Genomic DNA, 13,522 nt, shown 5'->3' with positions numbered 1-13,522 from the left:
TTTTTGTATCTGTCCTTCTCTAAACGCGAGAGGAATACGCAGAATTAACCCGTATGCACTGCAATCTTCGGTGGATTGATACCGTGCTTCTTGAACTCTTTCATCACACGTAGAGTAATGTCGGTTTCAAACAGCTTCTCGTAGGCGGTATCCACCACATAAGCCTTACACGTTAGCTGAATCGCCAAGTAGTTATCCGTAATGGTCTGCTTTACAAGAACCGTTACTGGCTTAGGTAGGTGAATATAACGGCTTGAAGACGCCGCTTCCTGAATCAAGTCACGCGCTAACGTAATGTCTTCATTCATGCCCACATAAAATGGAATCACTACCTGCATATCCAGCGCACCATAGTTACCGCTGACCACAACTTCACTCAAGAACTTGTTGTTTGGAATCGTAATGATGTCATCGGTTAGGGTACGCATTCGCACAGAGCGCAAACCAATCGCAATAATATCGCCGTAGTTACCTTCGAACGTGACGCGGTCACCAACTTGGAACGGGCGATCCACCATAACCGTCATACCTGCGATGAAGGATGCGGCTAGGTCTTTCAATGCGAAACCAACCGAAACCGCTAACGTACCACCAATCAAAGCAAGGATTTGATCGTTAATACGGAAGCTCATCATAAACACGACAGAGCCAGCGGTTAAGTAGATAAAGAACTGCAAGAAAGATTGAAGCTTTTGCAGCACCATGCGGTATTGCACGAACTGGCTGCCGATGCTTTCTACCATCGAGTTCATGAACTTAAGCAATAGCCACGTTGAGGCAATCACAATGATGGAGAAGAACACGCCGCTCCAACGAATTAGGCTAGCGATTTGCGAGATATTATCCACACTCGCGATCTCTTCAGTCGCCAATGCAGAGGTGCTTAATAGCGATAACGCTAATACGGTGAGTAGTTTTTTCATCGTTATTTCACCAATAAATGTTGACGGTCGAGAACGTTGGTAATGTGACGGAACCAATGATCCGACACGCGAGCTTTGTCTTCGCTCCACTCAATAAAGCCGCGGCTTTGGAAGTAGCGCAGAGTACCGATAACTTCCGCAATACTCAGTTGAGTACATTCAGACAACTCTTCCGGCGATGCCACTTCAAGCTGAACAATTGAGCGCAGCACTGCCAGCATTGGCTTCGGCATTTTTTCTAGTTCTTGAGACTCTGGTGCATGGAACAATCGAACCACCACTTGTTGCGTCTCTTTGTCTTGACGCAGAGACAAGCGGAAAAAGCGCAAGCCCACTGTCGGGTTACCATCAGAGTAATGCCACAGAATACGGTAGAAACCTTGTTTAGCACGTTCTTCTTCCGTGATGTCTTCTTGGTCCCATTGCTTAGGGACGACAAGACCATCAAACGTTACTGGGTTCTCAATCTCTTGGTTAATACGCGTATCAAACAGCGCAGACAGTTGTTTTTCACTCCAGCGCGGCATAAACGCCACCCAGTCAAACAACAGACGTTCGCCACGAGCGCGGTCGACAAAACGCCAACTTGCTTTCTCAATCGCCATGACAACGCGGTGATTTTTCTTAGAACGACGAAGTAGATTAGTCAGTTTAATCAAACCGCTTAAACCGCCTACCATTGGCTTAACTAAGCGCTGGGCGTTATCAACCGCGATAAGGTAAGGCGTGTCACTTTTACGTAAATGCGCAAGAACCTGAATCTCAGAGGCGTCTTCTTCCAACCCAAGTTGTAGAGCCAGTTCTTTTAGTAGTTCACTGTAGCCTGCATATGGGCAGTTTAGATAAAGCGGTTTGGCGTTCTTCACTTTGTTAAGGATCGTACGAAGGAAGGTCGTTGTACCAACGCCACGTTCACCAGAAATCACACATACCGCAGGGCTATCTGTCAGCAGGTATTTAGACAGTTGCTTGATTTCGTCTGAGGCATACTCGACCAACTCACTGTCTTCGCTACCAGGAAGAATATACTCGAATGTTTGCTCGCCTTTGATTCTTACTAGGTTGGTATCACCGCCCTTGTTACCTGTTTGTTTGGCAACTTCGATGCGGAACAAGTATGCCAACGCTTGGCTAAACATGGTGTAGTTAGACAGCATTGCGACAATACGGTGTTTGAAGCTGTGCAGCGTAATCCACACGGCACATATAGCCGTACCAATGATGCTTAGAAACAAGGTGTCTTTACGACGAATAGACCAGTTTACCCACACAGGACGATCAGAGAGCTTCTCCGCGACTTCAAATACCTTTTTACGCCATAGGCGCAATACCGACAGCGTCACCAATACAAACCAGAAGAACAGCGCGCTGTAGATCCACGAGTAGATGGTGCCTTTACCCAGCGTACGAATCGAGATTTGAAGAATTACGCCAGCAACAATAGCGCTCCAAACGTAACGACGAATGGTCGAAAGGCGCAGGGCAATCACTTCTTGGCTAGTGCTGCGACTGTTGCGATAAGCAAACTCGAGAATAAAGCTAATCGCGATAGAACCACCCAGAACCCACCATGTGAAGATTTCTAGAATGATCAAGTGCTGCAAACTTGGGATTTCTGATAGCACTCGAAGCGAGAGCGTAATCGCAATCAACCAAGCAATGGCTCTGTGTGCACGGCTGATATACCAAATCAAACGAACCCAGATAGGCGGCTTTGTGATGTTATCTAGCTGCGTTTCGCGGAATAGAGTAATGATGCGCTTGCTGTTAGTTAACCACCAGACCAGACCGAAATAGATAAACAACACTTTGATGCCAGCCCAAACAACCGGAATCGGTGAAATCAGAATTTCTTTAATCAGAGATTTGAAAGAACGAATCTGGAAGAATACCAAGTACTCGACGTTAAGCTGAGTTTGACGCCACTCTTGCTTAAACTGCGTGACACCATAAGGACCGAAACCAGTCAGTTTATCGTGCGTGATGGGGTCAGTAAGCTCTAATAAACGCTCTTTACTTTGTCCTAGGCTGTTAACCGTAAGGTAACTGGATTGTGTCTCAAACCACTCTTTGTCTTCACCAGAATTGCGGTATGTCTTTAGGTGTTGATCAAAGATAAGGGTCTGTTTGCGCTGCTCATTCATTACTGCATTGAGCAGTTGGTTGACCTTACGTTTGTCTTGGTCAGACATAAACAAAGGCTCTGGCAGCTTATTGATCTCCTGAGTGATCTCTTGCGCTACAGGCAAGACTTGAGGCTCAGGTTGGAATTCGTACTCCCACTCAGCGTGAGCGGATAAAGAAAGCACGAGACCGACTAGCATTAAAATGCGCGCCATGAAATGCATAAAATTCTCTTAAAACTTAGAAGGTTAGAGTTAGTGTAGTTGCTTTATCGCGATATGCGAGTTTTACCCAATGACCGTACGTTTAGTTTCGATTCTTTAATAGAGACTGACGCTTAATAAAGGAATAACGTACGGAATTGATAAAAGGGGACGCACTATAAACCCAATTTCATGGGGTATGTCAATGGTTAGTCATGACGGATTTATGTCTCAGTTTTGAGTCGGTTAGAGTGAGAACACTTAAATTTAGCAAGGTTTATGTTAGCCAAATCTCAAAAATCAGTTCGCTAAACAGTGCTTTTTCTCATTAATTAATAAAAACAAAACTTGAAGTGTGTAGCCTTAAGCAGTAACGTTGCGCGGTTTTTCCCAATAAACTTGAATTGCTAAGGTAAAGGTTTTGATTTCCACAGCGAATATTACTCAACAATTTGGCGCTAAGCCGCTATTTGAAAACATCTCAGTTAAGTTCGGCGAAGGTAACCGCTACGGCTTAATTGGGGCTAACGGTTGTGGTAAATCAACCTTTATGAAAATCCTGAGCGGTGAGCTTGAACAAACAAGTGGTAACGTAAGCTACGATCCAAACGAGCGCGTTGCAAAACTGAACCAGGACCAGTTCGCATACGAAGAATTCACTGTAATCGATACAGTAATCATGGGTCATAAAGAGCTATGGGAAGTGAAGCAAGAGCGTGACCGTATCTACTCACTTGCTGAAATGAGCGAAGAAGACGGCATGAAAGTGGCTGACCTAGAAGTTCAGTTCGCGGAAATGGACGGTTACATGGCAGAAGCAAAAGCGGGTGAGCTTCTTCTTGCTGTAGGTATTCCAATGGAGCAACACTTCGGTCTAATGAGTGAAGTTGCACCGGGTTGGAAACTTCGTGTGCTTCTAGCGCAGGTTCTATTCGCAGACCCAGACGTTATGCTTCTTGACGAACCTACCAACAACTTGGACATGGACACTATCCGTTGGTTGGAAGACACGCTAAACGCACGTAACTGTACAATGATCATCATCTCGCACGACCGCCACTTCCTAAACTCAGTATGTACGCACATGGCTGACTTGGATTACGGTGAGCTACGTGTTTACCCAGGCAACTACGATGAGTACATGACTGCGGCTTCTCAAGCTCGTGAACGTCTACTAAACGACAACGCGAAGAAGAAAGCACAAATCGCTGAGCTACAAACGTTCGTTGCACGTTTCTCTGCAAACGCATCGAAAGCAAAACAAGCAACATCTCGTGCTAAGCAAATCGACAAGATCAAACTGGACGAAGTAAAAGCGTCTAGCCGTCAAAACCCATTCATTCGTTTTGAGCAGTCTAAAGAGCTATTCCGTAACGCTCTGATTGTTGAAAACCTAAGCCAAGGTTTTGAAGACGACCTGTTTGCTAACTTCAATGCGATTTTTGAAGTTGGTGAGCGCGTTGCAATCATCGGTGAGAACGGTGTGGGTAAAACAACCTTGCTAAACACGCTTGCTGGTGTACTAGAACCACGTACAGGTGAGTTCAAATGGTCTGAAAACGCGAACATCGGTTACTACGCGCAAGACCACGCACACGACTTCGAAGAAGACCTAAACCTAACGGATTGGATGGGTCAATGGCGTCAAGAAGGCGATGACGAGCAAGTGGTTCGTAGTTTCCTAGGTCGTATGCTGTTTGGTCAAGATGACATTAAGAAGTCAGTAAAAGTACTGTCTGGTGGTGAACAAGGTCGTATGCTGCTTGGTAAGCTAATGATGCACAAACCAAACATGCTGTTAATGGACGAACCAACCAACCACATGGACATGGAATCGATCGAATCATTGAACACAGCACTAGAGCAGTACAAAGGCACACTGTTCTTCGTATCGCACGACCGTGTATTCGTAGACTCGCTAGCAACACGCATCATCGAAATCCGCGATGGTAAAATCACAGACTTTAAAGGTACTTACTCTGAGTTCCTTAAATCTCGTGGTATCGAAGGCTAATCCTTCTTCCGAATAAAGAAAAAGACCTCATTGCGAGGTCTTTTTTTATGTCTATTCTGTGTTAGTGCTAATGCTTTGCTAGCGCTATATTGTGGCGTTCAATCCTTAAATTGCCTCATTAGATAAGCATAAATCCCAACGAGCCCGAAGGTAATGATCATCGAAACGATGATGCCGCTTGGGGTGAGTAGATAATTCCACAGCTGATCGTTGTTCATAGTTCACATCCTTTGTGAATCCACATGATGACTTAAGTCTAACTCATTTGGTGAATTAATGATGAGTTATTGATTTCCCTTCACGTCAAAATCAATCTTCTCTGCACCAGTGAAGACTTGGAAACGTAAGCCTTTCGCACGAGCGATAGTAGTGATGCCAAACTTTTTCGCCAGATCCAAACCCATTTGAGTTACGCCCGAGCGAGAAAGTAAAACAGGGATACCCATCTGCGCTACTTTAATCACCATCTCTGATGTAAGGCGCCCCGTTGTGTAGAAAATTTTATCTTCACCCGTTTCTTGATTAAGCCACATTTCACCCGCTAGCGTATCAACTGCGTTGTGACGACCAACATCTTCCACAAAAGACAGCACTTCGTTGCCTCTACACACGGCACAGCCGTGCACAGCGCCCGCTTTTTTGTAGGTATCGTTGTAATGCGTTAATGCTTCAAGCGCCGCGTAGATTTCAGATTGCTTCAGCGGCACTTGTGGCACTTGGTAATCTTCAAGCTGCTTCATCACGTTGCCATACATAGTGCCTTGACCACAACCAGACGTCACCGTCTTCTTCTTCAGCGCGCCTTCTAAGTGCTCAGTATTTTCTTTGGTGATAACCGCAGCTGAGTGCGTTTCCCAGTCAATAATGACCGATTCAATCGCTTCAGGATCAGACAAGAAGCTCTGGTTCTTCAAATAACCCAACACAAGCGCTTCAGGACGAGAGCCAAGCGTCATTAGCGTAACGACTTCCTTCCAGTTCAACATCACCGTAAGAGGGCGCTCACAGGCGATTTGCTTAGTTAGCTTCTCACCGTATTCGTCAAACACTTCTACTTCGATGGTCTGTAGGGGATTTTCACTGGTTTTAATAATGTTTGGTTTTACCACAGTCATGTCCTAATGAATGAGAGAGCCGATACACGCTCTCATTAATGGGTCTATTCGTCTTAACGCTACAACAAAGCAATTCTCATTCCAAAATAGCTGTTATAAGGAAAATTGCGAGGCATTGCTTCGATTCTGGATTAATTCTGCGATATCGCAGCAATGACACAGGTGCTAATTTGAATTTCTACTAGTTTTGAACTTATGAGCTTAGCGAAGGTAAGGCTTAATCTGGCGCGTTTATTGCTTTGTACCGCTAAAATGGTTGAAAGCAAAGTACAAAATGTCCTTTTCTGTCTTAAAGCCAACATAGAACAAACTGGGTGAGTTATGTCGGATAAGAAACAGTTCGAGAAAAATGAAGATTCATGGTCGATAGGCGTGGATCTTGTAGAGCATGAGATCAGTACCGGTATTTGGGTTACGACCCAATGGCAACTGACGGGATTTGAAATTAACCCAACCAAAGACACTCAACATGTGTGCTTGCTGCAATTGCACAAAGACGAGCGCACCGATTACCGCTTTAACCTGAGCTCGCAACAACCAAAGCTTTTCTTGGTTATGGACAATGTCGACTCTGGTGATACACCGACGATTCAATTGCTTACGGCGTCTCAAACTGTCGCTGCGCAATATATGGATGGCGATAACCTAGTATTATCTAATGATATGCCGTTAGCTATTCAAGCTTGGATGGAAGCCTTTATTGGGCGCCACGGTGAATTGTTAGAAGTAAGACGTAAGAAACGCAAAGGAGCGGGCAGAGCAAATGGCAACTAGTTTTTTTAGCCGTTGGTCGAAACGTAAATTAGAAGAAACCACAACCGAGCCTACAGACGCTAAGGTCGTGGAGTCTGTTGAATCTACTGAAGCAGAAACCACACAAGCTCATGAAGAATTAAGCACTGAAGCGCAAGCATTGGCTATTGAGGCTTCTGCGACAGAGACTGAATCTCAACAGGCATCAAACGAAACTACTGATCCTGAAGAGATGTCCGTAGCGCAGCTATTAGTGTCTGAGGCTTCAGAGAGCGTTAAGAAAGCCGCACTGCGTAAGATGTTCTTGTCAGAAGAGTTTAACGTTCGCGATGGTTTGGATGATTACGACGATGATTACAGTAACCTCAAGTCGCTTTCTGAAGGGGTGGCTGAAACACTTCGTGATTGGGTGAAAGAGAAAACGGAAGAAGAACCAGCAGAAGAAACGACACAATCAACAGAATCTCATGAAGAAAGTGATATTGAATCGGCTGATGTAGAACTTGCTGAAGGTGCCGAAATTCCCGAAGAACAAAAAGAACTGGATATAAATACAGTATCTAATGAAAGTGATATTCTAGAGACAAAACTAGCCCCTGAAGAGGTGGGACAAAATATACCACACAAAGAATAGGTACATTTTGACTAAACGCTCAATGAACCGGCTGAGACAAAATGTCCCAGTCGGTTTTTTTATCCCTACAATTTCTAAGATAAATAGCTAACCTATTGAAAATTAGTTGATATTTAATTGGCACGACATTTGCTATCTGTTGCTCATTCCCATTCTTGTTGAAGTTAGACCATTTGCCCAACAGGCAGTGATAACCCGGGTGGGACTACCTAAAAGGGGTAGTTACTGACGAGTTAATCAGCAGAATCGCCTGCGCTAACTACAATGAAAGATGGAAGAAACTATCCATGCGTATAAATGGAACTGAGCAATGTTGAAACAACTATTAGAACAAGCAACTTCCAATAACGGTAAAGCGCGTCTGTATGCGTTTGAGAATACCGTAGAGTTGACCAACCTTATTCCACCAACGGTGAGCTACGAGAGTGGCGGTAATACACTGATTGTTGGACCGACTGCCATCATTGAGAGTGCAGCCGCGCAGCTATCTCAAATGAACAGCCTGACACTTCTTTCTACAGACGGAGAGAAAGGCACCAGTCCAGAACTGTACTTTGCAAACTCTGTTCAGGTTTCTGGTTTCCTAGGTACGTTTGAAGTGCTTATCGAAAATAACGGTCTAACAAGCAACCTAGCAAAAGTCGCTATTAATAGTGATTGTTTCGATGTTGTTCTCGATCTTTGTCTAAGCAGCTGTATGTCAGAAGAGGTTCCTGTTCCGGGTTACTACCCAGTAGGGCGCGGTTATCCAAAACTGGCAGAAGCGCTAGAAGAAATCCCAACACTAATGGGTACGTTTGATAAGCCAAAGTTCTTCCGTCTGGACACTGATCTATGTGCACACAGTTCTCGTGGCGTAAAAGGTTGTGAGCGTTGTGTCGATGCTTGTCCTGCTGGCGCGCTATCAAGTGAAGGCAGTGATAAAACGGGTCATCGCATCGAGATTAACCCATACCTATGTCAGGGCGTGGGTACTTGTGCAACGGCTTGTCCGACAGAAGCGATTCATTACGCGCTACCTAATCCTGAGGATACGCAAAAATTCATTGAACGCACGCTAGCGAACTACGAGCAAGCGGGCGGTCTGGATCCTATCGTTCTTATCTGTAGTTCTCGCCACGAGACTTACAATGTGATGGCACTGAAAGCGCTACCAGATAACGTGATTCCAATTGTGGTTGAAGAGCTTCCTTCTATCGGTATCGATACATGGTTCGCTGCTCTAGTTAATGGCGCGACGCAAGTACTATTTGCGGCTTCTCGCTTTATGCCTGCAACCATCATTCGTGTTCTGAACAACGAAGTGGGTATCGCGCAAGAGCTATTGGATCAACTTGGTATCGCAAAAGAAACCATCGATATCCTTTACTTGGAATCGCTTCGTGAAGGTCCTCCAACACTATGTACAGATTCGTTCGACCTTGCCCTTGGCGATCTTCAAGGTAACAAGCGTCAACGTCTGTTTACTGCGCTGGATGCGATGTCTTCTTCTCGTATTCCGGTTGAGAACATTGTTGAACTGCCTGCGAACGCGCCTTACGGCAATGTTTCTTGTGAGAGCAAAGATTGTACGTTGTGTATGAGCTGTGTGGCGGTTTGTCCAACACGTGCACTTCATACTGGTGGTGAATCTCCATCACTTAAATTCGTTGAACAAGATTGTATTCAATGTGGTTTGTGTGAGAAGGCATGTCCAGAGAACGTGCTGACTCTAACGCCACGCATGAACTGGGTGAAAGAAGAGCGCCAAAAAGCGGTTGTGATTCACGAAGAGAAAGCAGCGGAATGTGTTCGCTGTCATAAGCCATTCGCACCTCAGTCTATGATCGACATGCTACAAAACAAGTTACGCGGTCACTCTCATTTCTCCGATGAAGCGGCGATCAATCGTATCGCAATGTGTGAAGACTGCCGTGTGATCGATATGTTTGAGTCGATGGCAGAAGACCCAATGAAACAACTGAAATACTAGGAGCTCGCAGTGGATACACAACGAGAACAAGAACAAACACTGAGAACAGAGATCTACTTGGTTTTGTCAGCGCTTTTCCGTAGCGCACCAAGTGAGGAGATGATCGAGTTCCTGACTTCTCTAGAAGTTGAACCATCAGAAAGCGCAATGCAAAAAGCATGGATTGCGCTTCAGCAAGCGGCGAAAGATTCCAATCGCGAAGCGCTAGAAGATGAATATCAAGATCTTTTCATTGGTATCGGTCGTGGTGAAGTGATGCCGTTTGGCTCATGGCACATGACAGGCGCAATGATGGAAAAACCACTGGCTGAAATTCGTCACGATTTGGAACTGCTTGGTTTCGAGCGCGATGAAAATGTGAAAGAGCCGGAAGACCACATCGCGGCACTTTGCGAAGTGATGTCGATGCTAACGGGTGAAGAAGAAGATCTTCAACAAACGGTGTTTAACAAACACATCGCACCTTGGTTTAACTCTTTCACTCAGCAACTAGAAAACGCAGAGAGCGCGAACTTTTATAAGCCAGCAGCTCAACTGTGTGAGGCGTTCTTAACACTGGAACAAGTGCGCTTTAGCGTGAACACCAAAAGCAGTAAGCACAAATTAAAAATTGATGTGAAAAACGTCACTGATTACGAGTAATCGAGCAGTACTTGGTCATATCGATAGAGGGGCAATAGCCTCCAAAGATCTACCGTAAGGTAAGGAAGCAATGATGAAAGATAATAAAGAAATAAACACAAGCCGTAGGGATCTCCTGAAAGGCTTAACGACTGCAGCCGTAGCTGGTGCGGTTGTCGCTGGAACAACAAAAGTGGCAAGCGCTTCAGAGACGGTTGAGCCTTCTGAAAAAGACGTGAAGAAGAAAGGGTATCGTGAAACTCAACACATTCGCGATTACTACGACACACTTTAGGAGATAACGGATGAAACTTGTCAAACGCTCCGACAGTGTGAGCAAAGAAACCAATCAGCTTGGCGTTTCTCGCCGTGCATTCATGAAAAACACCTCGCTTGCTGCTGGTGGTGCGGTTGTAGGTGCAAGTCTTTTTGCACCGGGCATGATGAAGAAAGCACAAGCTAAATCGGTGGATCCAGAAGCGAAAACAGAAGTAAAACGTACCATCTGTTCTCACTGTTCTGTAGGTTGTGGTATCTACGCTGAAGTTCAAAACGGCGTGTGGACAGGTCAAGAGCCTGCATTCGACCACCCATTCAACGCTGGTGGACACTGTGCAAAAGGCGCAGCACTGCGTGAACACGGTCATGGTGAGCGTCGTCTGAAATACCCAATGAAGCTTGAAAACGGTAAGTGGAAGAAGCTTTCTTGGGAGCAAGCGATCGAAGAAATCGGTAACAAGGTGATGGACATCCGCAAAGAGTCGGGTCCAGATTCCGTTTACTGGTTGGGTAGTGCAAAGCACAACAACGAACAAGCGTACATGTTCCGTAAGATGGCGTCGCTTTGGGGTACCAACAACGTTGACCACCAAGCGCGTATCTGTCACTCAACAACCGTAGCAGGTGTAGCAAACACTTGGGGTTACGGTGCGATGACCAACTCTTTCAATGACATGCACAACTGTAAGTCAATGCTGTTCATTGGTTCAAACCCTGCAGAAGCGCACCCTGTAGCGATGCAGCACATCCTAATCGCGAAAGAGAAGAACAACTGTAAGATCGTTGTTGCGGATCCTCGTCGTACTCGTACCGCTGCAAAATCGGATCACTACGTGTCTCTACGTCCAGGTTCTGACGTTGCGTTTATTTGGGGTGTGCTATGGCATGTCTTCGCGAACAACTGGGAAGATAAAGAGTTCATCCGTCAACGCGTATTCGGTATGGATGAAATCCGTGCAGAAGTAGCTAAATGGACACCAGCAGAAGTTGAGCGCGTAACTGGCGTTCCCGAGTCTGAAGTTTACCAAACAGCGAAACTGCTTTCTGAAAACCGTCCGGGTTGTATCGTTTGGTGTATGGGTGGTACTCAGCATACGACTGGTAACAACAACACACGTGCTTACTGTGTACTTGAGCTTGCGCTAGGTAACATCGGTAAATCGGGCGGCGGTGCAAACATCTTCCGTGGTCACGATAACGTACAGGGCGCAACTGACCTTGGCGTACTATCTGACACGCTACCAGGCTACTACGGCCTATCTGAAGGTTCATGGCGTCACTGGTCAAAAGTGTGGGAAATCGATTACGAGTGGGTGAAAGGTCGTTTCGATGACAACGCTTACGGTGGTCAAAAACCAATGAACAGTGCAGGTATCCCTGTATCTCGTTGGGTGGATGGTGTTCTTGAAAACAAAGACAATATTCGTCAACGTGAAAACATCCGCGCCATGTTCTACTGGGGTCACGCAGTAAACTCTCAGACTCGTGGTCCTGAGATGAAGAAAGCGATGCAAAAGCTGGATATGATGGTTATTGTTGACCCATACCCAACAGTCGCAGCGGTAATGAATGATCGTACTGACGGCGTTTACCTGCTTCCTGCAACGACTCAGTTCGAAACACACGGCAGTGTGACAGCATCTAACCGCTCACTTCAGTGGCGTGATCAGGTTATCGAGCCATTGTTCGAATCTAAACCTGACCACGAAATCATGTACCTGCTAACTAAGAAGCTAGGTTATGAAGATCTGCTGTTCAAAAACATCCGTGTTGAGAACAACCAGCCAGTGATCGAAGACATCACGCGCGAATTCAACAAAGGCATGTGGACCATCGGTTACACAGGTCAAAGCCCGGAGCGTCTAAAAGCGCACCAACAAAACTGGCATACATTCCACAAGACGTCTCTAGAGGCAGAAGGTGGTCCTGTGAATGGTGAGACTTACGGTCTACCTTGGCCATGTTGGGGTACGCCAGAGATGAAACACCCAGGCACACACATTCTGTACGATACGTCGAAGACGGTTGCAGAGGGTGGCGGTAACTTCCGTACGCGTTTCGGTGTTGAGTTTGAAGGTCAAAGCCTACTTGCTGAAGATAGCTACTCAAAAGGCTGTGAAATCAAAGACGGTTACCCAGAGTTCTCTGACAAGCTAATCAAACAGCTTGGTTGGTGGGACGACCTAACGGCTGAAGAAAAAGCTGCAGCGGAAGGTAAAAACTGGAAAACTGACCTGTCTGGTGGTATCCAACGCGTAGCAATCAAGCACGGTTGTATCCCATTTGGTAACGCTAAAGCGCGTGCGATTGTTTGGACATTCCCAGACCGCGTACCGCTACACCGTGAGCCGCTATACACGCCTCGTCGTGACCTTGTAACGGATTATCCAACTTGGGACGACAAAGAAGCAATCTTCCGTGTACCAACGCTTTACAAGTCTATCCAGAAAGAAGACAAGTCCGGCGAATACCCAATCATCTTGACTTCTGGTCGCTTGGTTGAGTACGAAGGCGGTGGTGAAGAGACTCGTTCAAACCCATGGCTTGCTGAACTTCAACAAGAAATGTTCGTTGAAGTGAACCCGAAAGACGCAAACGATCTTGGCTTCAAAGATGGCGATGACGTTTGGGTTGAAGGCGCAGAGAAAGGCCGCATCAAGGTGAAAGCGATGGTCACTCGTCGTGTTAAACCGGGTCTGGCGTTCATTCCGTTCCACTTCGGCGGTAAGTTCGAAGGTGAAGACCTACGTCCTAAGTACCCAGAAGGTACGGATCCTTATGTTGTTGGTGAAGCAGCCAACACGGCAACCACTTACGGTTACGACCCTGTTACTTTGATGCAGGAAACTAAAGTAACCCTATGTAACATTCGTAAAGCGTAAGG

The 13,522-nt window shown here is 45.9% G+C and carries 10 protein-coding genes; 7 read left to right on the top strand and 3 right to left on the bottom strand.

The features are described 5' to 3' along the window. Positions 1-44 precede the first annotated feature (44 nt). Both AACR11_RS09480 and AACR11_RS09475 read right to left on the bottom strand, forming a co-directional pair. Positions 45-923, bottom strand: a complete 879-nt coding sequence (locus AACR11_RS09480) for a mechanosensitive ion channel family protein (RefSeq protein ID WP_005427576.1) — start codon at positions 921-923, stop codon at positions 45-47. Between the two features lie 2 nt (positions 924-925). Continuing rightward, a complete protein-coding gene (locus tag AACR11_RS09475; protein ID WP_029788472.1) occupies positions 926-3,271 on the bottom strand; it encodes an ATP-binding protein in 2,346 nt (781 codons plus the stop codon). 400 nt (positions 3,272-3,671) lie between these two features. Between AACR11_RS09475 and AACR11_RS09470 the strand changes: the two genes are divergently transcribed. Further along, positions 3,672-5,264, top strand: coding sequence for an ABC-F family ATPase (locus tag AACR11_RS09470; protein ID WP_005427581.1), 1,593 nt, complete (start codon positions 3,672-3,674; stop codon positions 5,262-5,264). 284 nt (positions 5,265-5,548) lie between these two features. Here AACR11_RS09470 and AACR11_RS09465 read toward each other — a convergent pair whose 3' ends face one another. Continuing rightward, positions 5,549-6,373 carry a formate dehydrogenase accessory sulfurtransferase FdhD gene (locus tag AACR11_RS09465; RefSeq protein ID WP_029788470.1) on the bottom strand — a complete coding sequence of 275 codons (825 nt, stop codon included), beginning with the start codon at positions 6,371-6,373 and terminating at the stop codon, positions 5,549-5,551. Between the two features lie 327 nt (positions 6,374-6,700). Between AACR11_RS09465 and AACR11_RS09460 the strand changes: the two genes are divergently transcribed. The 6 genes from AACR11_RS09460 to AACR11_RS09435 all read left to right on the top strand — a co-directional run bounded on the left by AACR11_RS09460 (position 6,701) and on the right by AACR11_RS09435 (position 13,520). Beyond that, entirely contained in the window at positions 6,701-7,153 is a 453-nt protein-coding gene (locus AACR11_RS09460) for a DUF3305 domain-containing protein (protein ID WP_029788469.1), read from the top strand. Beyond that, positions 7,143-7,766: a DUF3306 domain-containing protein gene (locus tag AACR11_RS09455; RefSeq protein ID WP_029788468.1), complete on the top strand. Its 624-nt coding sequence runs from the start codon at positions 7,143-7,145 to the stop codon at positions 7,764-7,766. Before AACR11_RS09460 ends, AACR11_RS09455 begins: the two co-directional genes overlap by 11 nt. 310 nt (positions 7,767-8,076) lie before the next feature. Continuing rightward, complete coding sequence (locus AACR11_RS09450; protein WP_029788467.1) at positions 8,077-9,738, top strand: 4Fe-4S dicluster domain-containing protein; 1,662 nt, start codon at positions 8,077-8,079, stop codon at positions 9,736-9,738. 9 nt (positions 9,739-9,747) lie between these two features. After that, the gene (locus AACR11_RS09445) at positions 9,748-10,380 is read left to right on the top strand and encodes a TorD/DmsD family molecular chaperone (protein WP_029788466.1); all 633 of its coding nucleotides are present in this window, start codon (positions 9,748-9,750) and stop codon (positions 10,378-10,380) included. A gap of 73 nt (positions 10,381-10,453) precedes the next feature. Further along, positions 10,454-10,654: a twin-arginine translocation signal domain-containing protein gene (locus AACR11_RS09440; RefSeq protein WP_005427585.1), complete on the top strand. Its 201-nt coding sequence runs from the start codon at positions 10,454-10,456 to the stop codon at positions 10,652-10,654. 10 nt (positions 10,655-10,664) lie between these two features. Next, positions 10,665-13,520, top strand: a complete 2,856-nt coding sequence (locus AACR11_RS09435) for a formate dehydrogenase subunit alpha (RefSeq protein WP_029788465.1) — start codon at positions 10,665-10,667, stop codon at positions 13,518-13,520. Positions 13,521-13,522 lie beyond the last annotated feature (2 nt).

Origin of the sequence: Vibrio sp. L85 (assembly GCF_963871815.1) — a bacterium.
Lineage (GTDB): Bacteria > Pseudomonadota > Gammaproteobacteria > Enterobacterales > Vibrionaceae > Vibrio > Vibrio harveyi.
Note: the sequence above shows the minus strand (reverse complement) of the source record. Positions and strands in the feature narration are given on the sequence as shown.

Bases quoted from the DNA above. Each gene is read 5' to 3' on its own strand.
- AACR11_RS09435 (WP_029788465.1), top strand. From the start codon at position 10,665: ATGAAACTTGTCAAACGCTCCGACAGTGTGAGCAAAGAAACCAATCAG.
- AACR11_RS09480 (WP_005427576.1), bottom strand. From the start codon at position 923: ATGAAAAAACTACTCACCGTATTAGCGTTATCGCTATTAAGCACCTCT.
- AACR11_RS09440 (WP_005427585.1), top strand. From the start codon at position 10,454: ATGAAAGATAATAAAGAAATAAACACAAGCCGTAGGGATCTCCTGAAA.
- AACR11_RS09450 (WP_029788467.1), top strand. From the start codon at position 8,077: ATGTTGAAACAACTATTAGAACAAGCAACTTCCAATAACGGTAAAGCG.
- AACR11_RS09475 (WP_029788472.1), bottom strand. From the start codon at position 3,271: ATGCATTTCATGGCGCGCATTTTAATGCTAGTCGGTCTCGTGCTTTCT.
- AACR11_RS09455 (WP_029788468.1), top strand. From the start codon at position 7,143: ATGGCAACTAGTTTTTTTAGCCGTTGGTCGAAACGTAAATTAGAAGAA.
- AACR11_RS09460 (WP_029788469.1), top strand. From the start codon at position 6,701: ATGTCGGATAAGAAACAGTTCGAGAAAAATGAAGATTCATGGTCGATA.